General features: G+C 40.1%; 20 protein-coding genes and 3 pseudogenes. 7 read left to right on the top strand and 16 right to left on the bottom strand.

Annotated features, from left to right (window positions below):
• Positions 1-159: 159 nt before the first annotated feature.
• The 11 genes and pseudogenes from QSE00_RS25285 to QSE00_RS23275 all read right to left on the bottom strand — a co-directional run.
• Positions 160-273 (bottom strand): annotated as a pseudogene (locus QSE00_RS25285) (ISAon1 family transposase); the annotation flags it as partial.
• 81 nt (positions 274-354) lie between these two features.
• The gene (locus tag QSE00_RS23230; RefSeq protein WP_286107710.1) at positions 355-1,311 is read right to left on the bottom strand and encodes a HipA domain-containing protein; all 957 of its coding nucleotides are present in this window, start codon (positions 1,309-1,311) and stop codon (positions 355-357) included.
• Complete coding sequence (locus QSE00_RS23235) at positions 1,304-1,621, bottom strand: HipA N-terminal domain-containing protein (RefSeq protein WP_286107711.1); 318 nt, start codon at positions 1,619-1,621, stop codon at positions 1,304-1,306. The genes QSE00_RS23230 and QSE00_RS23235 overlap by 8 nt, the downstream gene beginning before the upstream one ends.
• Complete coding sequence (locus tag QSE00_RS23240; protein WP_110354753.1) at positions 1,593-1,835, bottom strand: helix-turn-helix domain-containing protein; 243 nt, start codon at positions 1,833-1,835, stop codon at positions 1,593-1,595. Before QSE00_RS23240 ends, QSE00_RS23235 begins: the two co-directional genes overlap by 29 nt.
• Positions 1,836-2,183: 348 nt before the next feature.
• A complete protein-coding gene (locus QSE00_RS23245; protein ID WP_286107712.1) occupies positions 2,184-3,872 on the bottom strand; it encodes a PQQ-dependent sugar dehydrogenase in 1,689 nt (562 codons plus the stop codon).
• 199 nt (positions 3,873-4,071) lie between these two features.
• The gene (gene agaR, locus QSE00_RS23250) at positions 4,072-4,845 is read right to left on the bottom strand and encodes a transcriptional repressor AgaR (protein WP_110354751.1); all 774 of its coding nucleotides are present in this window, start codon (positions 4,843-4,845) and stop codon (positions 4,072-4,074) included.
• Between the two features lie 163 nt (positions 4,846-5,008).
• Positions 5,009-5,959, bottom strand: coding sequence for a glycoside hydrolase family protein (locus QSE00_RS23255; protein WP_286107713.1), 951 nt, complete (start codon positions 5,957-5,959; stop codon positions 5,009-5,011).
• A gap of 19 nt (positions 5,960-5,978) precedes the next feature.
• Entirely contained in the window at positions 5,979-8,039 is a 2,061-nt protein-coding gene (locus QSE00_RS23260; RefSeq protein ID WP_286107714.1) for an alpha/beta hydrolase family protein, read from the bottom strand.
• A gap of 36 nt (positions 8,040-8,075) precedes the next feature.
• Positions 8,076-8,966 (bottom strand): hypothetical protein, encoded by an 891-nt coding sequence (locus QSE00_RS23265; protein WP_286107715.1) that lies wholly within the window; start codon positions 8,964-8,966, stop codon positions 8,076-8,078.
• 56 nt (positions 8,967-9,022) lie between these two features.
• The gene (locus tag QSE00_RS23270) at positions 9,023-11,137 is read right to left on the bottom strand and encodes an alpha-galactosidase (RefSeq protein ID WP_286107716.1); all 2,115 of its coding nucleotides are present in this window, start codon (positions 11,135-11,137) and stop codon (positions 9,023-9,025) included.
• A 47-nt stretch (positions 11,138-11,184) separates the two neighbouring features.
• Entirely contained in the window at positions 11,185-11,469 is a 285-nt protein-coding gene (locus QSE00_RS23275) for a hypothetical protein (protein ID WP_286107717.1), read from the bottom strand.
• Between the two features lie 16 nt (positions 11,470-11,485).
• Here QSE00_RS23275 and QSE00_RS23280 point away from each other — a divergent pair, with 16 nt between their 5' ends.
• From QSE00_RS23280 to QSE00_RS23295, 4 genes are all read left to right on the top strand, one after another.
• A complete protein-coding gene (locus QSE00_RS23280; RefSeq protein WP_286107727.1) occupies positions 11,486-12,628 on the top strand; it encodes a response regulator in 1,143 nt (380 codons plus the stop codon).
• Positions 12,629-12,768: 140 nt separating this feature from the next.
• On the top strand, positions 12,769-14,229 hold the full coding sequence (locus QSE00_RS23285; protein WP_286107718.1) for a sulfatase: 1,461 nt from the start codon (positions 12,769-12,771) through the stop codon (positions 14,227-14,229).
• Between the two features lie 230 nt (positions 14,230-14,459).
• Entirely contained in the window at positions 14,460-14,924 is a 465-nt protein-coding gene (locus QSE00_RS23290) for a (2Fe-2S)-binding protein (protein WP_286107719.1), read from the top strand.
• Positions 14,925-14,936: 12 nt separating this feature from the next.
• Positions 14,937-17,159 (top strand): xanthine dehydrogenase family protein molybdopterin-binding subunit, encoded by a 2,223-nt coding sequence (locus QSE00_RS23295; protein ID WP_286107720.1) that lies wholly within the window; start codon positions 14,937-14,939, stop codon positions 17,157-17,159.
• 266 nt (positions 17,160-17,425) lie between these two features.
• Here QSE00_RS23295 and QSE00_RS23300 read toward each other — a convergent pair whose 3' ends face one another.
• The 3 genes and pseudogenes from QSE00_RS23300 to QSE00_RS23310 all read right to left on the bottom strand — a co-directional run bounded on the left by QSE00_RS23300 (position 17,426) and on the right by QSE00_RS23310 (position 20,365).
• A complete protein-coding gene (locus QSE00_RS23300; protein ID WP_286107721.1) occupies positions 17,426-19,036 on the bottom strand; it encodes a sulfatase family protein in 1,611 nt (536 codons plus the stop codon).
• A gap of 202 nt (positions 19,037-19,238) precedes the next feature.
• A pseudogene (locus QSE00_RS25395) lies at positions 19,239-19,501 on the bottom strand (TolC family protein); the annotation flags it as partial.
• 15 nt (positions 19,502-19,516) lie between these two features.
• Positions 19,517-20,365: a ThuA domain-containing protein gene (locus tag QSE00_RS23310; protein WP_286107722.1), complete on the bottom strand. Its 849-nt coding sequence runs from the start codon at positions 20,363-20,365 to the stop codon at positions 19,517-19,519.
• Between the two features lie 652 nt (positions 20,366-21,017).
• On the opposite strand from QSE00_RS23310, the gene QSE00_RS23315 reads away from it, so the two are divergent.
• The 3 genes from QSE00_RS23315 to QSE00_RS23325 all read left to right on the top strand — a co-directional run bounded on the left by QSE00_RS23315 (position 21,018) and on the right by QSE00_RS23325 (position 26,191).
• On the top strand, positions 21,018-23,810 hold the full coding sequence (locus QSE00_RS23315) for a PAS domain S-box protein (protein WP_286107723.1): 2,793 nt from the start codon (positions 21,018-21,020) through the stop codon (positions 23,808-23,810).
• A 4-nt stretch (positions 23,811-23,814) separates the two neighbouring features.
• The gene (locus QSE00_RS23320; protein ID WP_286107724.1) at positions 23,815-24,231 is read left to right on the top strand and encodes a response regulator; all 417 of its coding nucleotides are present in this window, start codon (positions 23,815-23,817) and stop codon (positions 24,229-24,231) included.
• Positions 24,232-24,313: 82 nt separating this feature from the next.
• Positions 24,314-26,191, top strand: a complete 1,878-nt coding sequence (locus QSE00_RS23325; RefSeq protein WP_286107725.1) for a sulfatase family protein — start codon at positions 24,314-24,316, stop codon at positions 26,189-26,191.
• 63 nt (positions 26,192-26,254) lie between these two features.
• On the opposite strand, the gene QSE00_RS25400 is transcribed toward QSE00_RS23325, so the two are convergent.
• A complete protein-coding gene (locus QSE00_RS25400) occupies positions 26,255-26,524 on the bottom strand; it encodes a hypothetical protein (protein WP_459076856.1) in 270 nt (89 codons plus the stop codon).
• A gap of 89 nt (positions 26,525-26,613) precedes the next feature.
• A pseudogene (locus QSE00_RS25405) lies at positions 26,614-26,713 on the bottom strand (IS982 family transposase); the annotation flags it as partial.

The raw sequence follows: 26,713 nt of genomic DNA on the forward strand, positions 1-26,713 counted from the left end.
CTAATATTCCTTCTGGTAATATTAAACTTAACAAGGATAACTCAGTGCCTTTATTCATCAATGTAATTTAAAGCACAAAGAAAATTATTTTTCTCTTTAGACCCAACTTTTGAGATTGATCCAATATGGATCAAGTACAATTTCTGGGTATTTGGATATTTATGCAAATAATTGAGTTAACCTAAACAGGAAGAATTCTGTATTTCTAACGCCTCTGAATTGCGCCCTGAATGCCTATATTTTAGCGTTGAAGGATTCAGCGGATGCGTTTGTTACAACAAAGAATACTTGTCAATCTCGATATAATTGTGAATGGAGTTCTAATGCATTCTAATTTCTAGGTGAACTTGATTTTTAAATAAGTACAGCTAATTCCAACTGTACTATCTTTCTATTTATCAATTTTCTAAAACGCTCTTTTTGTTCTGAGGAAAGAAAGCTGTTACTTATTAATTCTGACCATTTCCCCATTCCTTTTTCTATTCGCTTCCAAAGATTTTCAATTGCTTTTTCCGGTATATGTGCTTTTAACATAGCTTCGTTAAAATCGGATCGTTTTAACTTTCGCTTTTTACTATTGATGTTTAAAGCCAAATCATCTATGTCGTCCGGTAATAATAATTGCGCAGCGATCATATCATAGGCTGGAGTCAGCTCGTAAGCGTTGGGTTCTTTTGCGATAAGTGAAAAGTTCTTTAAGTGCATATCGTTATTCCCTATCAAGAAAGACACGATTACTTGCTCATAAAAATGAACGATATCCTTTAACGGGTTTTTAGAGTAGGCAAGAATACCTTTGGCGATTTGCTCGTAGGGACCCCTATACTTGTGTTCTGTCATACGTTCACTGAATTGACAGGCATCCTCCATCGCAAACTTGTCGCCTTTGGCATTACGGTCAATGCGACGTGTGAGGTAAGCTAATTCACCGCCTTTTAATGGGATTAATAAAAACGGGACTGTAGCAATACCACAAGACTTGGCCATAAGCATAGATAATGCTTCAATTTCTGGCATTTGCGGATACGTAGCAAAGGGTGGCTTTAAAATATACCTCCCATTTAAAGCTCCTACAATCGTTAAGCGTTCTTCAGTTTCTATTTCTGTGAAACCCATGGATAATTTTGGCTGTACTCCTGTCACAATAATTCGCTGTGCTACATTTTCTGCGGCCAGTTCGTTAATTTGAGAGATTTCATAATCTAATTTTAGTACCGGAGTATCTTGCTTCCAAAAAGCAGCAAGACAGGCAGGATGATATTGAATATCCCCTGAATCTAGTTTTTTATGGCAAGCTAAGCAATTACTCATTTTCTATAATACTTATATTTCCTATGCAATCGCGACAGGTCGTTAGCAATAATCCCATACGATCACGTGGATTGAGTTTCCAGTTTTTTTGAGCAATGTCGAGCAGCCAGCCTTCAGGTATCAGCCCGTCAAAAAAAGGAAATAAATTATCTGATGTAAAAGGTGGTTCCTGTAAAGGGAAAGTTAAGGAGACCGGTGTTGCATTTTTCAACGATAAATAGGCTTTATCGTATTGAAAGATATAGCCTTCGTCATTTTCAATAAGCACTCCTGCTTTTTGATTATTCACCCATATTTCTCCTTGTCTCATCGCTTATTGGTGTTGGTGTTAATTGATGACCGAAAAAGAGTAATACTTGATTTACTTTGTCAGTCATTAAATTTGGTTTTCCCTGTTCAAGATCACGTACAAAGCGAAGTCCAACACCGGTCAAGTCCGATAACTCTGACTGTGTCATTTTACTATCTTTTCTACTTGTTCTGACAAAGTCAGAAATTGCATTATGTCTATCCCATTCTTTCATTATTATACCCTTATGGGTGCAATATACTAAAAATTATATTAATTATACCTTTTAGGGTATAATTTAATTTACATGCTAAAAAATATACCTTTTTGGGTATAATTATTTTGTAGATAGCTTGTTTAAATAAGATAAGCTCCCAGAAAATTTATCTTCAATGTTTAACATCACTTTGAAATCAGGGATCGAGTACAATTTATAGGTATTTAAATATTTAGGTTAGGCTGTGGTTAAACCCAATTGGAATTAGGGGTTGTTATTAATAACAATGGGGATAAATACTCCTGTTTAAAACACTTCAGTAAATGATCATTTTTAAACCACCTTTGAGATTCAACCTCCATTGATTTATAATTCCTGTAGTCTATAGATTTTTCCATCGGCCTTGGTAAAGATATAGATATCACCACCACAACCCCTGCCAAATTTTAAATCCACCCTACTGCTCTTTGTTAATTCATAAAAGTTGGTTTCCTTATTGTCAATTACAATTTTCAACTCTTCTATTTTAGGATGATCCGTACCCTCCAAATCGCTTATAAAGATCCTCCCTGTTGGGATATCCCCAAAAATGTATTTACCCCCATACAATTTTCCCTTGGCGATAAATCCACCGCTAATGGCCGGCCCCTCATCATGGTCATATTGAACCACAGGATAGGTAAATAAACCTTCATGGTCATTATCAGGAAGTGTATATACACTATTGAAATTTCCGTTGGGGTTAAATAAAAACTTTCCTTCCCTAATTGGCCAACCATAAAAATTTCCAGGCTCTACAATGTTCAATTCCTCAATATTTGCTTGACCAATATCACTGGCCAAAATTCTGTTGCTGTCGATCCACGTAATCCTATTGGGGTTTCTAAACCCATAGGCCCATATTTCTTTTCTCTTACTAATGGAATCGGCGAAAGGATTATCCTTGGGAATACCATATTTATTATTGGTACTGTTATCTCCCATTGGATCTATACGCAATATGCTACCCCAGACATCAGTGCCGTGATGATCCGCAATTTTTGGGTACCCCACTTGTACCGCTCCTCCGTCACCGAGAGTGATATAAAGTTTTCCATAATCCATATCGCCCTTGTTTGCATTTGGATTGAAAGATATCTCTTGTAATCCATGCGAAATGGCAATAAAATCGAATCGAACAAGTTCTCTGGTCTGGCCTGAAAATGATAGTGATCCAGGGTCCTTGGCCTTCCATTCCGTAACAACACCTTGCATAACCACCTTAACACTATCAGGGAGTTTAAAATCTGCCTGTTTTGAACCAGCAACTTCGGTATGTGAAGTATAGAACAGACCATTTTTATTGAATTCGGGATGAAAGGCGAAACTACCAAAACCGGTTGCCATTCCATTCCTATCTATAAAGTTGGGATGTGTTTTATTTAGATCGAGGTAAATATTGGCTTTCCCTTGTCTAAGTTCAAAAAGGGTTCCCCGTAAGTCATTGACAAATATCCGTCCGAAATTTTTTTCGCATGCCAACTTATTTATCCGGGTATATGGCTGCGTGGTACTTGAAGCTGGTATTTGCCCTATGTATTCAAGTTTCGCTGTTTCCCCTGAAAAGCTTATTTTTTCTGGTATCGGGTCTTCTATTGCAATTAGGTCGGTTTCCTTTTTGGGGTGGGTTTTCCCATAAGTATTTATATAAGCTATAACAGCTTCAATATCGGCCTCCGAAAGATGTTGAAAGTTGGGCATAACCGCTTTATACTTTTCCTTAAGGGCAACAGCACGTTTATCTTTAAGATCGATCATCCCAATGGGACTCTTTATAAATTCCTTGATCCAATTAGTTGGTAAGGCTCGGGTAAGACCACTGAGATTCGGGCCTATAGCATCCTGTTTAAAATTATGGCACGAGCTACATAATTCCTCGAAAATTACCCTGCCATTGTCAATAATCTCCGGATCCTTACTAATATCTCTGCCAAAACCTCCACTTTCTTTTGGTTTGCAGCCATTTATCAATATAATTACAAGGGAGATTTTAAGAAAAAAATTATATTTCCACATAGTGAAATCTTAAAGAACTTATGGAACAAAAAATTGCTTGAAAGTTTTATGCTTGCGCAAGGGGACCTAGGTATGGAAAACCACAGGGCTCCAAACATTTATAAGTCGGATTATTAAAAAAGATGATTTCATTATTGATTATGGGGAACATGATTTTAATATCCTCAAAATAGGTGCCAACAAAACAAATTGTACCTATTTAAGCTATTATCACCTTTACCCCTGAATTTTCAAAACCAGCTTTCTGCTCGTTGGTAATACCGGCATCGGTGATCAATACATCTATTTTGGATATAGGGCCGATAAAGGCCAAACTTCTCTTTCCAATCTTGCTCGAATCTGCAAGTACAATAATTTGATGGGACATTTCAATCATAGTACCATTAAAATGGGCTTCCTCAATATTTGGAGTGGATAATCCGTTTTCCACATCTATGCCATCCACTCCAAGAAACAATTTATCGCAAAAATAGTTTCTCAAACTTTTCTCAGCAGCTGTGCCTATTAAGGAAAAAGACTTTTTTCGCAAAACCCCTCCCGGCATAATCACCTGAACATTATCATTCTGGTGCAATTGATTGGCTATGTTCAGGGCATTGGTAATAACTGTCAATTCCAATTTGGAATCAAGATTCCTAACAAACTCCATTGAGGTGGTTCCTGAATCGATCATAATCGTATCACCACTACCTACAAACTTGGCCGCAGCTATGCCGATGCTTTGCTTGGCTTTAATATTAATTTTATCCTTTTCTGAAATATGATAATCTATTCCAACGGGGTCCATACGAAGGGCCCCGCCCCTAGCTCGAATCAGGATATTCTTTTTTTCCAATTGAGCCAAATCATTTCGAATGGTTACCTCACTAACTCCTAACTTAGCACTAAGTTCCCTAACATCTACTTTTCCATTAAATTCGAGATCCCCAATAATGATAGATCTACGCTCCACCGTTGAATTTTTTTTAGTCATAAGTTGTATGTTGTATTAATTGATGACCTAAACTTTAAGGCCCCTAATGATTAAAATAATTAACTTTCTTAAATGAAAAGGAATATTGCAAATCTAAGGAAAAGCAGCCACTATAACCCACATTGATGCATATTCAGCTTTGCAACCTTTTATCCCAATTTCGTTAATTCCCAGGCACATACCTGTGTACTTTGTCGTGCATGGTATACAGTATAAATTCCTCTCCATTGTCTACCAGAATTGGGCTGGAATAATCCCCTTCCACTATAGGGTTTTCCCGATATTTTGTCCAATGTATCAAATCTGTGGACATTGCCACGTTGGATGTCCATAGTGCCACCACCCCTGGTTTCATCCAATCCGGATTGGACGAACCGTGGTAATACATAAAATATTGGCCCTCATACTTAACGATTTGATTGGCCGCCACTGCTCCAGAGTCATAACCTTCCGGCCCCATTTTAAGCACTTCCTCATCCTTAACATTGGTCCATGTCTTAAAATCTTCAGATGTTGCCAACCATATACCTAAATCATCCCGCTCATAAAAAAGATATTTTTTATTGCCCTCTATCCACACCGTAGGAGTTCCAAACGGACCATCGCTTATGGGCTCACCATTGGCCTTCAAGATGGTGAGATTTCCTTGGGACGTCCAATTAATTCCGTCTGGAGAAGTCAATAAATGGGCAACATCATTCTTACCTTCAGCGAACATATAATACTCCTGTTTATATTTAACCACCTGCATATCTTCTATCCATGTTTCAGAGTCCAAGGGCTTTTCCGTATAACGCTCCCAATTTATTCCGTCTTTGGAAGTGGCCAGCCCTAGAAATCTTTTGGGGCTAATACTATCGTTATAACCGGTATACCACATTTTATATATATCATCCTCAAATAATATATATCCCCTTTCCCTTAAGTTTTTATCCCAGGCATTTTCTGCATTGACTCCCATAAAAACAGGAGCTTTGGGATTTGGCTTAAAAGAGACCATTTCGGATGGAAAATCTTCCCGTACCTCGGTTTTAGCTACTTCCTTCTTTTTCTCCTTACACCCCAACCCTATCAACAATGCACATAAATACAATCCGTATTTTGTCTTTTTCATTTTTATTATTTTATATTAATTATTTGTTCACCCATTGCGATATTTTATCCACCTGCAAATATGCATCAGGCATTTTCAAATTCGAATACAGGTTTTTGGTCCATTCAAAAGTACTTGATGGGTTCCCAACCATCACCAATTCATTCGGAAAATTTAAACCCACTACCTGGGGTATATCGGTCACCCTTAAACTATTTAGCATTTCCAAGGCCTCTCCTCTACCAGAAGGATCGCTAACAACATTTTGCGTTGCGGGTGGATCTTTAAGCAAAAGGGTTTTCACATTGCCATCTAGCAATGCAGCATAGGCGGCGACTACCGCCATTTCTCCTTGGGCAGCTATATGAATTGTTTTGGTGTTGATACCGGGTATCTCCCGTAAGGCCTGTAAACACCTCAACACATCATAAACCCTCATCGAGGCAATAGTACGGCCAGTCCATGCAGCAGATCTTCTAATATGCCATTGCAAGCTAGGCGACCAACCGGTCTCGCCTAAGCCCCGGGCCTCAAAATAGGCTACCTCCATATCTTTCAATGCCCCAGCAACCATGGACTCAGAAGACCATCGCTCTTCGTCAGGATTTCTCAGAACCAGTAACAAGGGACGGGACGGGATGGAATCATACAGGTTTTTTCCTCGTAAGGAGAATTTTAAACGCCACCCCTCTTCAGGAACAAAACTGTAATCCTGTCTCTGTGTACCACTCCCGTCCAAAGCCCGAAATTCGGACCTAATATCCAGCGGAACAGGCTGTTTTGGAAATGCCCCAAATGTTTTTTTCTTTAAAAAAGTCACTACCTCCCGTTTATAATTGGTAAACTCGGCCATATTCCCTATAGAAGGAGGGGACGCCAATTCAACGAAGGAATCTTGAATAGTCGTGGTCCTGTCATCTTTTGGTGGCCCACTAATTGTGTAGGCTTTCAAGGCATCATTGCTTAATTCTTTGGTAATATCGATTTCCCCAATTTGTTCCACAGACTTATTAATACCACTCAGTTCCTTAAGAAAAAACGATAAAATTTCTGGCCGTAACTCTTCATTGGATCCATAGCTATGGGGACCACTTGCCTCTTTCATAATCAGGTTATCCGATTTTCCGTAGAATGAATAAATAGGTTTAATTTTTTCGAATAAAGTGTGTACCGATTCTAGGGAATAATATAGATCTCGATTGGTTTGGGCAATCATAAACGGCCTTGGGGCTATCAAGGCTCCAATATCGGAGAAATCTATTCCATAGGTATTTATTGGCATCATACAATCGCAATGGTCGTCAATGGTCTTTTGTGTAATTTGACCTTCCAATGAGCCAGCCCCTGCTACTGCAGCCGCAGCTTTCACCCTCCTGTCAATAGCTGGCAAATACCAGCTTTGGGATCCACCACCAGAAATTCCCGTAACCCCTAATTTATCCTTATCCACTTCGGGCATTTTACTTAAAAGATCCAAGCCCCTTATTCCGTTCCATATTTCGACACCCCCTGGATTGTAACCTGTGCTGTACCATTGAAACCAACCGTTGGATTCCTGGCCCAAATGTTCCCCTTTTACCTCACCTCTCTGTATCGTTTCTATTATTAAACACACAAAACCATTTTGGGCAAAATTTTTGGCGTGTGCTTGATAATGGTGTTTTTGGGTGTGTGAATGCCCACAGACATATAAAATGGCCGGAACGGGTTTTTTAATGCCATCCGGAATATAAAGATTGGCCGGCACATATAGACCGGGAAGGGATTCATAATACAATTTCTCTATGCGATAACCCTCTTTTTGTATGACCCCCGTTTTAGTGATTTTGAGTGCAGGCCTATTTCCACTCAGCTGTTTTCCCTGTAGCCCCATCATCTCACAGAATTGTTCGTAACGTTCTTCACGAACCTTTTCCCAATCTGTAAGGTTATGGATATCTTTTAAAGCATTTTGGGTAATCCCGCTAGCAACATTACTAAGATAGCACCTTATGTTATTGGTCTGATCAAAATTGGGAGCCACCTTAAAATCGGACACTTGTGAGAAAACCACTGCATTGCCCAAAATAAAAATACAAACTAATAACTTTACCTTGCCCATATTAAATTCTATTTAATTTATCCACTATCCCGACTACTACTTTAAAGGACCAATATATTTATTGGATACTACAACTTCGTCAAATAAAATGTGATCTATTTCCCCTTCGATCCCTTTGGTCATATAATAATTCAACCAAAATAAGGTTAATTTCAATTTTTCATTATCCCTCCATTGATAGCCGTGAAAAGCGTTCCCTGATGAACTTTCTTTATTATGTCCACCTCTATTATTTATTTTGGGAAATCCTTCCCCCAAATGGAGTACTTTTTCGCCATTTATCCAAAATGCCTGCTCTCCATTGTAAGAATCTACTGGAGAGTTCAATTTTATCATAAACTCTACACATATCCATTCCCCCACAGGTGCTTTTTTCTCGGTTTTAGGGAAGAATACGTTGCCCCAATAGTTTTTTGGACTTCCCGCCATGTGCATCCAATAGGTATAAAATCCCCAATGCCAATTTTTATTATCCGGGAATTCTATTCCAGACATTAAAAAATCCTGCCCATTAGGCTTAAGCCCTGCCAATCCCATGGGATATGGCACAGCAGGTTGATATCCCCCCAATTTTACCAAATGATGGATGTGGCTATTTGCGGTCAAAAATTTAACATAAAAACGTGCATACAACACCTCATGGCCCATTGGAAAACTTTTAAAAAGATGTCCCCCCTCATTCTTTCCGGCAACATAGGTCATCATAAGCGATTTTTTTCCTGAACTTCCTTTTGGGACATCGTTGGACAATGACATGCCTTTGGAGTTTTTACTATTGTCCCAATTCTGAAGCACCTCCTCCACTGAGGCCTTTTCAAAATCCTCGCGAAAAATAACCCTATTTTCTTTCTCAAGGGAATTCCCCCCATCATGCACAAAAGTGTCTTGTAGGACTATAAAACAGCATACCAAAATGAGTATTTTCACAAGCGTAAAATTTTAATTTGCAAATTAATGTTCAATCAAATTGTTATAACCCCTTTCTATTTATTTTCAGGAACCACTTGAATCAATAGATGGTCGCGGAAACCAATATTAATATATGGACTATCTCCATGTACATTGGCCATTTTCCGATTATTGGCATAGTCATATACCTCATAATTTATCCCTTTTCTTAACCCCCGTAGTTCAATACTATCTACTTTTGACCAAAGATCGGCGTACAAGCCGTAAAAAAGCTGTCCTTCTTTTTCCACTACATGTACTTCGGGCCTATCAAAGGCTATATCATAAAGATTGGTATAGGTGGCACTACTTAGTTTCTTTTCATTATATTCCTTCACCCAGCGCTTCCAATCCATTTGTTGTTCAAGGTCCAGATCCGTATAAAAAGTAGTCACTTGCGCCCCGGTACCCATGGCACTTTCAAAGTCCTGAGGCACTGAAAAACCACTCCACTCGTCCTCTGGCACCTGATAACAGTCCCCAACGGCATAAGCCGGACCGTGAATGGCTTTTTCCACTTTTATTCTACGTCTGGTCTGCAATGAGTTAATGGGGTCGGAAGCATTCGCTATATCGTAATAAGGCATATTATATGGTGAATGGGGTACAGCACAAATACATACCTCGTGAATGGAATGCTTTTTATATTTATCCAAGGTCGATTTTATTACCTCAAATACTTTCGGAACCCTCTGGAATGATTCTAGAGGAGTAGCATGATCGTGCACCACATTAAAACAGGGAGGTACGGCCGATAGTCCTCTGGTGTCGGAATAAAGACCATCATAATCCCAATCCACCACAAAACGTTTTACCAGATTCTCCACATGCTTCATCGCCGGGTCATATGCCGGACATAATTGATACAATCCGCGGACATCTACTGGATATGTACCGGCCTCATCCATGACCAAATACTCACTGTGATTTTTAGCCAATTGGCTCTCGGCACTAACGCCCAAAGGATACCACCACAGATTGGTCTTAAATCCCTCTTGATGAACCCGATCTACGAATTTGACCATATCCTGACGACCGCCCGGAAATTTTCCGATGGCTTTGTTTACTTCCCAGTCCCCATAATAATCAAACCAACCATCATCCAGATTGGCTACCTTAATTCCCATATCCTTAAGTTCAGGAAGGATTCCATAAATTTCATCCAACGTAAAATCCAACTCAAAGCCCCAACTTTTCCAATAGGGTTCATAGGCAGCCTCAGGCGATGACCTTGGAATATTTACTCCTCGTTTACGCAAAAGATTTCCATAGGTATTTAGCGCATTGTAATAGTCCAACTTGTGAAAGATGACGGTAGTCATTACAGTGGTATAAACTTCATTGGGAGACAACCATTTTTTTAATCCGAGGCGTTCCTCCGGTATCTCCGTAATACCCATGTCAACCGTGTTATCGACATCCATCCTTACAGGTAAAGAAACCCATTCCGGCTGTTTTCCCAGATGTGCCAATGCCACTCCCATATTTTTTCCCCAAACATCAATAAATGGCATACCTCCTCCTATAATTTCTCCTTTGGCCGTAGGGTGCATCCCTTGAGAATTATGCTGTGAAAAGCCCGGTTCAAGACCAATTACAGCATAGTCACTGCCCCATTCGTTTACCCCGCCCTGAAACGAGACCAGATTGTACTTCCCCTTTTCCACTGCCAAGGATTCATTCGATTTTAAAGCTACCCTCTGACTGTATACGGTATCTATTCTTATTTTTTGATTCCCTAAATTGCGATAGGACGTCTCAAAAATGGCCGAATTATTAAAATCCTTCGGAAAAAGGATGGTCGTTGTTTTTTGAAGCGATAAATCTTGATCGGTATAAATTCCGCTTACAACCATTTGTACACATTTCCCAAATTCACTGTGATCTACCGATTTCCGTACCACCCTGTCCCGATCAATTTTGAATGACTTGTACAATCTACCATTGACTACAATACCTTCTTGAATTTCAGGATCAAAATAAGTCAACCTATTGCCCTCGGCATCCAACCAATTTATGTCACGGTTAAAATTGGAGTCGAACCTAATTTGGATATGTTCCGAATTGAAGTCTACCGATTGGGCACCAACTCCAAGGGTGGCCAATGAGGCTATTAGTGTAAAATATATTTTTAGTAAAACTGTTTTCATTAACTATATTGATTTTTAACCCTTGATAAAACTAAGTAGCCACCGCCCTATTCCACATTAAACCCTTGGTGCCATCTACTCCATACCGACCATTGTCCATGGGAGCTTTGTTGACGAACCCTGGCAAAATAAATGGTTCCGGAAGCCAATTTCGATTTCCCCTTCAAGGGGCCCATAAAATTGCCTGTTTCCGTATTGACAATAATTTTGCTAATCTCACCCAAATTATTGGACACAAAAACTTTTTCCGCACCATTGCAATCGGAAGCCAATTCTACTTCCCAATTCTTTAATTTCCCAGGTCCATGGTAAGGAGTTATATCAAAGGACACAAAAAAAGGCCCCTATATTAAATGCAGTGTTCGGGACAATGGCATCGGAATACCTGAAAAAGACTTGCCACATATATTCGACCGTTATTATCAGGCGACAAAGGCCTATAGCAATCAAATTCCTGGTACCGGTATAGGAATGGAACTGGTTCAAAAACTAGTGGAAAGACATCACGGTGCCATTAGGGTTGAAAGTGAAGAGGGCGTATTCACTGAATTCACCTTTTTTCTACCGATCTATAAAAATGCTTTCAATAAAAAAGAAAGGATAAACACAGGCAAACCCCTAACAAAAAATTTCATCCATAATTCAGAATTTCAGGTTATTGAGGAAGTCTCCACTGAATTTGAAGCAAAATCACAATCCATTAAGTCAGATAAACCCAAAATATTGCTTGTTGAGGATAATAATGACCTGAGGTTTATGGTAAAAGAGGAATTAAAACATGATTTCTATGTACTTGAAGCCTCGAATGGTATGGAGGGCTACGACATCATTCTAAAAGACAAGCCCCAATTGGTAATTTGCGATATACTCATGCCAATTGAAGACGGCATTTCCATGCTAAAACGGGTTAAGGAGAATAATGACATTAATTCCATTCCCATTTTTATGTTGACCGCAAAAAACTCGGATGAAACAAAAATTGAATGCCTGAGTTTGGGAGCGGAGGATTATATAGAAAAGCCGTTCAGTCTAGAATTTGTAAAATGGAAAGTAAAGAACGCCTTAATGACCAGGCAAGACCTAAAAGAAAAGTACAGCAAAATAATCACCTCCGAACCCTCTGATATTGAAGTAGATTCCAATGAGGAAAGATTTATAAAAAAACTGATACAAATTGTTGAAGATTCTATGGACGATCATTTACTGAGTGTGGAATACCTGGCCTCGGAAGTGGGTATGAGCAGGGCCAATCTTTATAGAAAACTTCAGGCCATAGTCAATGACACTCCGGTGAACTTTATTAAGCAGATACGTTTAAAAAGAGCTGCCCAGCTATTAAAGAAAAACAAAATGTATATTTCCGAAGTGGCTTATATGACCGGCTTTAATAATCAAAAATATTTTAGCAAATGCTTTAGCAAGGAGTTTGGAAAAAGTCCGACCGAATTTGCCAAACAATATACAACAGAGACAACCGAAAAAAATGGATAAAATGGGAATCTTCAAAGCCACATTCAACATCTAAGCCCTGTCTTTGATACAAAATGTATCCCCAAAGTAAATGTTTTAGGGTAAATTTGAATCAATATCCATCAAAATACTAAAGCCCCTGTGCCGGATTCCCAACACAAATGAAATACCTAAAACATCTCCCCATAATTATTGCCTTGGTTTTAGCCACAACCTTACTATCTTGTAGGTCGTCCAAAGATAACGCATCACCAAGGTCCCTGCCCAATATCGTACTCATTAATGTGGACGATCTAGGTTGGAAAGATGTAGGTTTTATGGGCAGCCAATATTACGAAACACCCAATCTGGATAAATTGGCAAAGGAGGGTATGATATTTTACAATGCTTATGCCGCAGCTGCAAATTGCGCTCCCAGCCGTGCTTGTCTCCTATCCGGACTTAATACGCCACGACACGGCGTTTATACGGTAAGTCCATCGGACCGCGGAAATTCCAAGACGCGGAAATTGATTCCTATAAAAAATACGGATCATCTTAACGACACCATATACACCCTCCCACAAATGTTGAAGTCGGCAGGATATGTCACCGGCAGTTTCGGGAAGTGGCACGTAGGCAATAATCCTAAAGAACAGGGTATAGATATAAATATTGGTGGAAGCGCCAAGGGCAATCCTGGGAAAGGGGGGTATTTTTCCCCTTATAAGATTGACCATATAACCCATGGACCCGATGGGGAGTATTTAACGGACCGCATCACCAAGGAGGCCATCACTTTTGTTGAAAAATACCGTGACACCACTTTTTTCCTTTACCTTCCTTTTTATACGGTGCATACTCCAATAATGGGCAAAGAGGAACTAATAAAAAAATTTAAGGATAAAAAAGGTTCCAATGGTCAAAATAGACCGGACTATGCCGCCATGGTAGCCTCCATGGACGAAAACGTGGGCAAACTACTTAGCTCGCTAAAAGCAAACGGATTGGAAAAAAATACCATGGTAATATTTACATCGGACAATGGTGGGATTAGGGCCATATCCGAACAAAATCCCTTGCGTGCAGGAAAGGGTTCTTATTATGAAGGAGGAATCCGTGTGCCATTACTGATTAAATGGCCCGAAAGAATAAAACCTAATTCCAGCTCTACCGTCCGTGTAAGCAATATGGACTTTTATCCTACCCTACAAAATATTGCAAAACCAAAGAAAAGTGCCAAGCTACTTGATGGTATGGACCTTACACCTATTTTTAATGGTAAACCCCTATTTGATAGAGAACTATATTTTCATTTTCCCATCTACCTTCAGGAATATCAAGGAATACAGGATGGTAGTCGAGATCCCCTGTTCCGTACCCGCCCAGGTTCCGTAATAATTTCGGGCGACTGGAAACTTCATGAATATTTTGAAGACAGTGCTTTGGAGCTATACAATTTAACCTCGGACCCAAGTGAAGAAAATAATGTTGCCGAACAAAACCCGGATAAAACTCAGGAACTCCATAAAAAATTAACAGGGTGGCGAACAGCAACCCATGCCTTGGTTCCAAGCCATAGCAATCCTGAATACAACGCGACCTTTGAACAACGGATGATCCAAGAAAAAAACCAACGATAAATACTGCAGTCCAAAAATCCGTCATATTGGAACGGTACCACCACTTCAAGCAAGAAACAAATTAGTTACCTACATTGCTGCCATCTACAAACAAAGTAAAGTAAGTAATAGCAGAAGTTTTCCAAGGTTTAACAAAAAACCCATCAAGCTATGGATTCCTGCTTTCGATAATTTCCAGTTCATTTGTTTTAAAAAAGCAATTCATTATCTTAGAAGCTTAACTCGTTGCTATGCCAACCTACCAGCTCAACATCAATGGTTCCCTAAAAAAAGTAAAAACGGAAGCCGACACACCACTACTCTACGTATTGAGGGACTATTTGGAACTAAACGGTCCAAAATTTGGCTGTGGGCTTGCCCAATGCGGAGCATGCAACATCCTTATAAACGGAAGTGCTTCTACTAGCTGCATGTTACCTGTATCATCTGTTGGGGATGCCGAAATAACCACCCTGGAAGGTCTTGCCACTGAAAAGAACAAGCTACACGCCGTGCAGCAGGCATTTGTAAACGAGCAAGCTGCCCAATGTGGATATTGCCTCAATGGCATGGTAATGGTCGCTGTTAGCCTTTTAAATACAAACGCAAATCCTGATGAGGCGGAAATTAGAAATGCACTGCAAGGTAACCTATGTCGCTGCGGCAGTCATAGCAGAATTATCCGCGCCATTAAAACTGCGGCCAAAAACCTTTAACCCCAACCTACCATGACTGCCATACCACTTCAATCTAGGCGAAAATTTATAAAAAACTTGGGCTATATCAGTGTAGGATTCACATTGTTGGGGTCCTGCTCAGGTACAGAAGACCCTATAATGGCAGTCCGAGTGAATTACAATGGAAAACTACCTGGTAGCATAGGGCGTGCCAAAACCGTAAACGCTTGGTTGAAAATATTGGAAGATGGGAGTATAATGATACTATCGGGAAAGGTAGAACTGGGACAGGGAATACGCACTGCCATCCAACAGGTGGCCGCTGAAGAATTGGATATGGAGCTTGATAAGGTACAGGTGCATTTAGCAGAGACCGGTATCACTCCAAACGAAGGCTATACCGGTGCCAGCGCCTCTATTCAAAACAGCGCTATGTCCGTTCGTTTTGCAGCTGCTACGGCCAGACAGGAATTGTTGGCCCTGACGGGTAAAAAACTAAACACCAGTGTTGACAACCTAATGCTTTACAACGGCATTGTTAAGTCCAAATTGGATGACAAATCCTACACTTTTGCTGAAATCCTTGAAGGGGAACAAATAGAACGGGAAATAAGCCTTCCAGTTCCCATTAAGGACTACCGGGAACATCGATATGTTGGAAAGGTTGTTCCCAGAACAGATATATTGAACATGGTCCAAGGGCCAGCTGTGTACATCCAGGATCTACGCTTCCCAGGCATGGTACACGCAAGGGTGGTTAGACCTCCAGGATACACTTCCCAACTGACCGCTATAGATGGGAATGGCTTAAAGGCCGAAGTGGCAGGGGTAATTAAAACGGTCATAAAAGGTAGTTTTGTGGGCGTTATTACCGAAAGGGAATACCAAGCGGTAAAGGCAGAACAATACCTTAGGAACCACTCTAAATGGACTACTTCCACACCCTTTCCCAAACCTGAAAATCTATTTACGCATATTAAAGAGATTGCCGATAATCCTGAAACCATAAGGAAAGAAGGTAATGTGGAAGCAGCTTTTAAAGGGGTGGAAACCGTCAAGGCAAGATATACCAAACCCTATCTTAAACACGCTTCTTTAGGCCCAGCTTGTGGACTGGCCATGTTTGATGGGGAAGTATTACACCTCTGGTCACATAGTCAGGGAATATATCCTTTGAGGGAGGCATTGGCGACAATGTTATCTATGGAGACCGATAAAATACATATTAAAGCCGTTCCTGGGGCTGGCTGTTTTGGACATAGCACAGCAGATGATGCCGCCACCGATGCTGCAATTTTGGCTTTGGAATACCCCAACGCCCATGTTAGGGTACAATGGTCCAGACATGATGAGCATTCATGGGACCCTTATGGCCCTGCATTGATTACAGAATTGGAAGCCAGCTTGGATGAAAACCAGCGAATAAATTCTTGGAAGTCCGAGGTGTGGTCGGACTCCCACAGTATGCGCCCCAATAAAGATGCCGGAACGGTATTGGCAGCCAGGTATTTGGAAGTTCCATTCACCATGAAATCGAGAGGATACTTGGGAGGAGGCCATAGAAATGCCGACCCCTATTACACTATTCCCAACATAAAGCTAAATGCACACTACTTTGACGGACCCTTTCGAGTATCCTCATTACGTAGCTTGGGATCTTTCACCAATATCTTTGCCGTTGAATCCTTTATGGATGCCTTGGCCGAAAAGGCGGGACAAGACCCCTTACATTTTCGATTAAACCACTTGGAAGACGAAAGGGCCATAGCGGTAATCCAAAAGGTTAAAGCTTTGACCAACTCACAAAATACATTGGATGGTGAGGGGATTGGATATGCCTTTATGCGCTATAAAAATTCGGACGCCTATATTGCCGTTTCCGCCAAGGTTGCCGTTAATAAAGTAAATGGCCATATTGAGTTAATCAAAATGTGGGCGGTCGTAGATGTTGGCGAAGTAATCAATATGGATGGAATTACAAATCAGGTTGAAGGAGGTATGATCCAGGCAGCCAGCTGGACCCTAAAGGAACAAGTAACTTTCAATACAAAGGAAATCACTAGCACAGATTGGATAAAATACCCCATTTTACGTTTTTCGGAAATACCCGAAGTGGAAGTGGCCATAATAAATAGACCTAAGGAAACTGCCTATGGCGTTGGGGAAGTCGCCATGCCGCCATCTGCAGCTGCCATTGCCAATGCCATTTATAAAGCATGTGGTAAACGCGTTTACGATCTGCCGATTACGCCAGATAAGATATTAAATACATAGGCCAATATTCCATAAAGTCAAACTGATTATAATAGCATAGGTCATTTAGACCGGCAGGGAGAAACCGAAGGTTCACGAATACCCCTAAAATAGGTATGTCATGAGCTAAATCACACAGGTGGCGCAACCAAAACATAGTATCGGCTCGGAACTATCAAATTAATAAAAGCTGATAATAGGCCCCTTCCCTTGGAAAAGGGACATAGTAGAACCAATGCCAAATCGATTACCCAGTACTGCTATATAAGAATCCAACAAAAAATACTTTAATATTTTTTGGACTGTTCAATATATTTATCATCCAGCTCCTTGGAATCCTTATATTTTACCCTAAGCTGGGCCAGTTTTTCCTTTAGCTCCTGCACTATTTCCGCATAGGCCGGGTCATCATAAACATTGTTTAATTCCTTGGGGTCTTTTTTACGATCATATAACTCCCATTCGTCCACATCATAATAAAAATGGGCCAGTTTATACTCCTTGGTCACAATGCCGTAGTGACGTTTAACCATATGTACACTTGGGTATTCATAATAATGGTAATAAACAGCTTCTCGATTCCATTGGGCCGATTTCCCTTTTAGCAACGGTAAAAGGCTTTCCCCTTGCATATCAGTTGGTGCTTCAATTTGTGCCGCTTCCAAAAAAGTCTGGGCAAAATCAAGGTTTTGTACCATTTCCTCCTCAGTGGTTCCTGGCTTAATTTCATTGGGCCAGCGAATCAACAAGGGTGTTTTAAAAGATTCATCATAAATAAAACGCTTGTCGAACCAACCGTGCTCCCCTAAATAAAACCCTTGATCCGAGGTATATACCACTATCGTATTTTCGGCCAGACCATTGTTATCCAGATAATCCAATACCCTTCCAACATTGTCATCCACGGAGGAGATACTTCCCAAATAATCCTGCATATACCTTTGGTATTTCCAGATCATTTTTTCCTTATCCGTAAACGTAGGCCACTTTTCCTTAAAATCCTGATTAATGGCATCTATAATAGGCTTATATTCTTGCCTTTGTTCCTCGTTTCCTCGATTGAATTCGTTATAAACATCGGCCTGGGAACCTTCCACAAATGGCTCTACTCCTCCCATGGCCTCTAAAGTTTCGGGCCAAATCTTGCTATCATGACTATACTGCATATGGTATAACAAATTCATTTCTGCTGTTTTGGCAGCAGTGCCCCTATTCGTATAATCGTCAAAAAGGGTTTCCGGTAAAGGAAAGGTTTTTTGGGTATACTCCTTAAACTTATCCGCCCTTGGCCACCAAGGTCTATGTGGTGCTTTGTGCAAATACATTAAAAAAAACGGCTTGTTGGGATCCCGTTTCTTATCCAACCATTCCAAACTCATGTCCGTAATGATATCAGTTACATACCCGGTTACCGTAGTATCGCCCTTTGGGGTAATAAAATCCGGATTAATATAATGTCCCTGCCCGGGGAGAATCATAAAATCGTCCACGCCCTTGGGATTATTTCCAAAATGCAGTTTCCCGAACATAGCCGTTTGGTAACCCGCCTTCTGAAATATCTGTGGAAAGGTAACCTGCGTAGTATCGAAGGGATTGTGATTGTCTATTTTCCCATTAATATGGGTATGTTTCCCGGTGAGTATTGTGGCCCTTGATGGCGCACAGATAGAGTTGGTAACACTAGCGTTTCTGAACAACATGCCCTCCTTGGCCAACCGATCTATATTTGGGGTTTGAATCAAATGATCACTATAGGCACTAATGGCCTGATAGGCGTGATCATCGGACATAATAAATAAGAAGTTGGGCTTTTGGGGTTTCTTCCCTTCTTTCTCAGCACAACTGTTCATTGATAAAAAACACAAGGTGCCAAGGAAAAATAGAGATAAAACTTTCATATAATTGGATGGTTTTAATAAGGCTACTAATATAGGGAACAATAAATATATAAGGTTTATGGATAATCCTCAAATAAATTTGAGTCGGCACTTCATTTTGGACTTAATCCAAAAGTCTTATAAGCCTTAAAATAGGAAAAGCCATTCTACACGAATGTAAAATGGCTTCCCTTTAAAGTTATTATCAAACCTTGTATAAGCTTTATCTATCCCAGCCTCCTCCCAAGGCTCTATAGATACCCACCTTGGCCAACATTTGGTCCTTTTTGGTCTCTACAAGTTCCTCACTGGATTCGAGGGCATCCCGCTAGGTCAAAAGTACCTCCATATAGTCTGCCCTGGCCGACTGAAAAAGTTTAATGGAAATATCTATAGATTCTGTAAGGCCATAACCTGACCTACTTTTAATAAATTACTCTTGTTAAGATTATCAATATTGGACAGTTGATTGGCTACCTCGATAAAATTAGAACGGCATTGTCACTCTTTGTTAACTACCCATTTTATTGCTTCTATAAGATGTTGTCGCCCAAAATCCGTATTCAATGAACGGATGTCATGCCCCAACTCTGTATAGAAAAATCTACCTCCGTCCCATTCCCTGGTCCAGGCTATTGGATGATCTTTTCCCATAGCTACACCTCCCCTGGTCTTGAAATACTCCCTAACCGGTTCGTATGTGGATTCGTCTACCCTAAGTAAAACCTGTACACCTGGCAAACCGGTAACAACCTTGGTGTGGTTGGTCCAATCCGCCTCGTACCAAAACTCCTTACCCATTCCCTTAACCGCAGGATGATCCATAGCGGCAGGATCAACCACCACTTTGGCTTTGAGAAATTCGGAATCACTATTGAAATCACATCCTCCCAATTCCATCAACCATGGCCAGTTTTCCTGGTGCACCAACAATGCATGTAAGCCAACAATTGCACCCCCAGCCCTATACCATTCTTCAATGACATTGCGTTGGTCTTGGTTAAGAACCTTATCAAGAACATTGGCATTGTTGAACAGCAACACGTCGTAATAACCCAGTTTTTCCTTGGATATATCACTTCCAGTTTCACTTACATCTACCTGCATGTTGTTTTCGGCACCTAGCCGTACGATCCATCCATTTACAATGGGGATATCAGGATGCCTGAACCAACCAGTACCGGAAAAAAGTAAAACCTTCAATGCTGTTCCGTCTCCCATGGCATTTCGCTCGTACATTTTCTTTTGATGGTCAACATCAAGATGCTCCTGCGCAATTAAACTAAAGGTTGATAAAAACATTAGGGATAAAATAATGGTAGCAACAGTTTGGATTCTTTTACTTTTCATAATTGGTAATTAATGTATAGTTTATTATATGTTAATTTTTTATTCCCTAACCGTAATAGGGACCTCCGTTTATATTTCCTTTGTTCTAAACTAGAATGGCACAAGCTACTAAGCATTTAATCTTTACTCTGGTTCTCCCTAGGCAATTTAAAACCCGCCATGGATTAATTACCTACAATATAGACATGAAAAAGACAAAGGCATGATTTCCAATTAATTCATTACCATCAGGAAATCCTTAGATTAAAAATCCGGCCAGAAAAAATTATGGCCAAGTAATTCCAAATTTCAATGTAACAATTTTTTTTGCATTTTGAATGAAAGCAAGAACAACATTTAAGTAAATTTTTTAGAAACCCTTTATTTGAAACATCTGTATATCAAAAAATTACGTATCTTTAAGAGACCTGAAGGGTTGGTTAAGATTTGATTCCTGTAACCCCAACCTTAGAATTTAGTTTATCAATTATATATAATACCAATATAAAAAAGGAGGGGATTGTGACTTTTTCCAACCACTTCTTCCATGCTGGATAAGGGACGACATGTTCTACCTAATCCGATTCCTAGGACGGTTGAAAAGGGCATGATATTTTACCTTATTAAAACTCATATGGTAATTTCAGTGCCACTAACCATCGAAAACATTTAAATGGACAATACTCCTAGGAAATTTAAAAATTTCATCCACCAGATCAGTGTTATTGCTATTAGCTTAGGAATATTAGTAATGATAGGATGGTTCTTGGATATATCTTTTTTAAAGAGTGTACTTCCGGGCTATGTTACAATGAAATTCAATACCGCACTTGGAATTGCTTTATCCGGGGCTTCGCTATATCTAGTAACTGAAATAAAATATGAAAATCGGCAACACTTTTCAAAGTTATTGGCATTTGCTGTTTTTGCAATTGGGGGATTAACATTACTTCAAGGAACATACGATATCCACATTGGATTAGATCAACTTTTTATAACCGATCTGGACGCTGCGGCTGCCAACAATCCCGTTCCAGGGAGAATGTCTCCATTATCGGCCATTTGTTTCTCTATGATGGGTTTCTCTTTGGTATTTATAAATAACCCGAATAGAAGCCTCCGCTTTATTGTCCAGGCTTTATTGAATCTAGTTACTATTTTATCGTTCATCGCCATTTTGGGATACCTATTCAATGTTCCTACCTCCTACAAACTTTCATTTCTAACATCCATGGCCCTCCATACTTCTTTGGCCATTTTTATTATATCGATTGCCGCCTCCCTACTTAATCCGTCATTGGGAATAACCAGTTTATTTACTGGAAGTAAAATAGGCAACAAAATGGCTAGGATCCTTTATTTCCAATTAACGATTATGATACTGGCATTGGGCTTTCTCAGAATACTGACCCATCGTTTTAATTTAATATCGGTAGAGTTTGGAATCCTGTTATATGCAATTTCATTTTTGCTAAGCAGCCTGTTTTTAATCTGGAGAACTTCAGGGATTCTTAATCGAATAGCACAGAAAAGATCGGAGGCAGAGGGAAGCCTTATGAAGGTAAGTTCGTTTTTGAACGCAACCCCGGACCCCATTGTCATTGTGAATGAAAATGGAAAAATACAGGTAATCAATGAGCAGACCGAAAATGTTTTTAACTACAAAAAAGAGGAATTAATTGGTCAACCCATTGAAATACTACTACCGGGACGCTTTAAAATGGGCCACATAAGTCATCGAAAGCATTTTACCGATGCTCCTAAAGCAAGAACTATGGGTGCTGGCAAGCAACTGTTCGCTTTAAAAAAAGGAGGACAGGAAATACCTGTGGAAGTATCCTTAAACCCTGTAAAAATGGAAGGTGAAATATGGGTTTCTGCCGCCATCAGGGATATTACCCTACAACTAAAACTTCAACAGGAGGCCAAACAAAAGGATCAAGAGAAACTTAGGACCGAGGAAATACTGGACAAGGCCAATGAGGTGGCACGAATAGGTACATGGGAAATTGACATACAATCAGGGACAATTGTTTGGAGCAGGATTACCAGAGAAATTCATGAAGTGCCAGCAGACTACATTCCCGATATGACCACTGGAATCAATTTTTTCAAAGCCGGTGATAGCCGGAATAAAATACAGAAGGTAGTTGCAGAAGCAATCGAAAAAGGTACGCCCTATGACCTGGAATTGGAACTTGTAACCGGGAAGGGAAATACAATATGGGCACGTGCCATAGGCCAAACCGAATTTGTTGATGGAAAATGCAAAAGGCTCTATGGTGTTTTTCAAGATATTAACAAAATAAAGACAACGGAGAATACTTTAGCTAGGGCCAATGAAGAGTTGAAGGCCATATTCAACACAGGGTCAATTTCAATTATTGGAACCCATATCGATGGTGTTATTAGTCATTTCAATAGGGGTGCTGAGGAAATGTTGCAATATTCCGCCGAGGAAATGATCGGAAAAAAAACGCCATCAGCCATTCATCTCGAACAAGAAGTGATACAGCGCGGCGAGGAGCTATCTTCAAATTTGGGACGTAATATAACGGGATTTGATGTATTTGTGGAATTGGCCAACCAAGAGAACAATGAAACCCGGGAATGGACCTATATACGTAAAGACGGCTCAACTGTAACCGTACTCTTAAATGTAGCGGCATTAGGAAGCGCAAAAGATGGCGAAGTAACGGGATTCTTGGGGATAGCGATCGATATTAGTGAACGTATTGAAAGCCAACGTAAACTGGCAGAGGCCAAGGGAAGACTGGAAATTCTTGCCGAAAAATTAACTGCCCAAAATACACAATTGGCTAGTTTTGCGCATATCACTTCCCACAACCTGCGTTCTCCAGTAGGCAATCTTAACGCACTATTACATTTTTACAAAACGTCCGAAAGTGATGAAGATAGAGAATTGCTATTTGAAAAATTCGAGGTTGTAATCCATCATCTTACTTCTACGTTGGATAGTTTGGTGGAGGCATTAAAAATTAGGGATGAAGCCAAAAAGGAAAAAGAGAACATTAAATTTGATGAAGTTCTCAAAAAGACGCAAGAGATAATCAGTGCCCAGATCATGGAAACAGGCGCAATAATCAAAGCAGATTTCTCCAAAGCCAATCAGATTATATATAATCGCAATTATATGGAAAGCATCTTCCTTAACCTGCTAACCAATGCCATAAAATACAAGGACCCGAAAAGAGTGCCCGAAATTGAAATCTGGACAAAAACAAAAAACAAAAGATTGTTTATGACAGTAAAGGATAACGGTTTGGGCATAGACCTTAAAAGGCATGGCAATAGATTATTCGGCCTTCATAAAACATTTCACCAACACAAGGATGCCAGAGGTATTGGGCTCTTCCTTACAAAGAACCACATTGAAACAATGGGCGGTACCATTACCGCGGAAAGTGAAGTAGGAAAAGGAACAACATTTACAATTAAATTTTAATATTATGACGAAACCGTTCATTATTTGCCTTATAGATGATGATGACATCTATAAATATACCATTACAAGAACCATTAAAACCCATAAACTAGCTAGAAAAATATTGATGTTTTCCAATGGTGAAGAAGCTTTGGAATTTATGATCGATAATGTTGGAAACAACCAGAATTTGCCTGACGTTATTTTTCTGGACATCAACATGCCCATATTGGATGGTTTTCAGTTCATGGAAGAATACGTAAAGATCAAACCTAGGGTAGGAAAGGAAGTTACCATTTACATGGTCAGTTCTTCGGTAGACCCAGTGGATTTGGCCCAAGCAAAACAGATTAGCGAGATATCCGATTACATAATTAAGCCCATTACCCCGGAACAACTCTCTGCCATAGTGGATACTCTGGAAGCAGAGGGGAAAATATAGATTTAGGGAATTTGGTATATTAGGGGCATCATTAAAAACAATGAGCCAATACTATTACGTATAAAAGCAAACATAAACCCCTATGACCATATTTGACTCCCGCATATTTTTCACAGCACTGGTTATATATCTCATGTATACCACTGCCATGGTATCCCAAGCAAAACAGATGGAGGATCGTCCCCCCAACATTGTCTGGATTACCTCCGAGGATAATTCCAAGCACTACCTCGACCTCTTTGACGACAATGGTGTTCCCACCCCCCATATTCAATCCCTTGCGGAAAAGGGTCTAATCTTTAATCGCGCATTTTCAAATGCACCGGTTTGCAGTGTCGCCAGGTCGGCCATCATCACTGGTTGTTACGGTCCCCGTATTGGGGCCCAATTCCATAGGAAAATGTTGATGGTCCCTATGCCCGATTCCCTAAAGATGTTTCCGGCATATTTAAGGCAGGTAGGTTATTACACTACCAACAATAGTAAGGAAGACTACAATATTAGGAAAAGGGATGGAGTTTGGGACGAATCCTCAAAGAAGGCCAGTTGGAGGAATAGGAATGAAAATCAGCCCTTTTTCCACGTTTTCAATATCGGGGTTTCCCATGAGTCGAGCATGCACTTTACCCATGAGGATATGGACGGCACATTGCCTGAAACGGACCAAAATTCATTCAAAGTTGAGCCCAAACACCCCGATACTGAACTATTTAAATACACCAACGCCCTGTACCGGGATAAAATTAGGGAGATGGATCGGCAGGTTGGAACAGTTATCAATGAACTAAGGGCTGATGGCAGGTTGGACGATACCTTTATTTTTTACTTTGGCGATCATGGAGGGGTTTTGCCAGGAAGCAAGGGATACCTATACGAAACCGGACTCCACGTTCCAATGGTAGTCCACGTTCCCGAAAAATATAAACATCTCGTAAATAAACCCGTTGGCAGTACCGTAAACGATTTTATAAGCTTTATCGACTTGGCACCAACAGTCTTAAACCTAGCAGGGGTTACAAAGCCAAAAGGAATGGATGGAAAGGCATTTTTAGGCCCTGACAACAGTAACCCAGAGGTGCATACCCCTGATGAGACCTATAGCTATGCGGATAGGTTTGATGAGAAATACGATATGGTGAGGGCCGTTCGAAAAGGAAAGTACAAATATATTAGAAACTATCAGCCCTTTAATTTTGATGGCCTAATGAACAACTACCGTTACAAGCAATTGGCCTACCAAGAATGGAAAGCACTCTATGACAAAGGAGAACTGAACAAAACACAATCGGCCTTCTTTGAAGCCCGCCCCTGTGAAATGCTATTCGATATAGATGAAGACCCCTATGAAACAAAAAATCTGGCCAATGACCCAGCCTACAAAACTACTTTAATAGACTTGAGAAACAGGCTAAATACTTGGGTAAAAGGAATGCCCGACCTCTCTTTTTACCCTGAACATGTCCTTATAGATAAAGCTTTTGAGAACCCAGTGGCGTTTGGCCAAAAACACAAAGAGGAAATTATAAAATATATTGAAATTGCCAACCTGGGCCTTTTAAACTTTAAGGAGGCCAAAAATTCATTGGCAGCAGCCTTGGATTCTTCGGATCCATGGGAACGATATTGGGCCATCATTGTCTGCAGTACCTTTGGAGAACAGGCTATGGCCATGGGGGCCAAAATCAAATCGATCGCAACCAAGGACCCAGAGCTTATAAACAGGGTACGTGCGGCAGAATTTATGGCAATTATGAAACAATCGGATCCATCGGCAGTGATGACCAATGCCTTGTACAAATCCGATAAGCCGAGTGAAGCCCTTCTTATTTTAAATTCTGTGGTCTTAATGAATTCCAGTAACTACAATTATACTTTTGATATCGACTTGAACAAAATTTCAAAAGTGGTTGCGGAAGATTCGGAAGTAAAGCTCAGATTGAAATACCTGAATATTATTTAGTACAGCCCATAATCAATATAGAAGCCTATAAATCCCAAATAGAAGAAAAAAATAGTCTCTCTTTCAAGGTTTTGCAATTGCCTTAAACGCAGCCAAGGGACAACTTACTGTGGTCATATACAAAGGGTTTTGTCTGTGTCCGGAAGGATGAAAACATTCATAGGGAGCTCCGTATTCCAAACCTTTTCTAAAATCGTTTTCACGCAAATCATCTATGAATTCTTTGGCTAATTTCTGCGCAAGTTTAAAATTGGTTTTAGCTATGGCATAACATACCCATCCCGTTGGTGTTCCCCAATATGCTCCATTCTGGTATGTATTTTTCTGCGCCAATGAAAATTCCCAAGCTGTAGACTCGCTAAAATCATCCGTGGTTAATATGTGCCTAATATTGCCTTTATAACGTGAGTTCGATATAAGGACTATCCAATTCTTTGAAGGTTGTCTATATTGATGTTTGGTTTTGTTGGGTAAAAGGCATATGCAATGAGTCCGGAAACCATATTTGTGATGAAGTTTCCA

The organism is Arenibacter flavimaris (assembly GCF_030291335.1).
Taxonomy (GTDB): domain Bacteria; phylum Bacteroidota; class Bacteroidia; order Flavobacteriales; family Flavobacteriaceae; genus Arenibacter.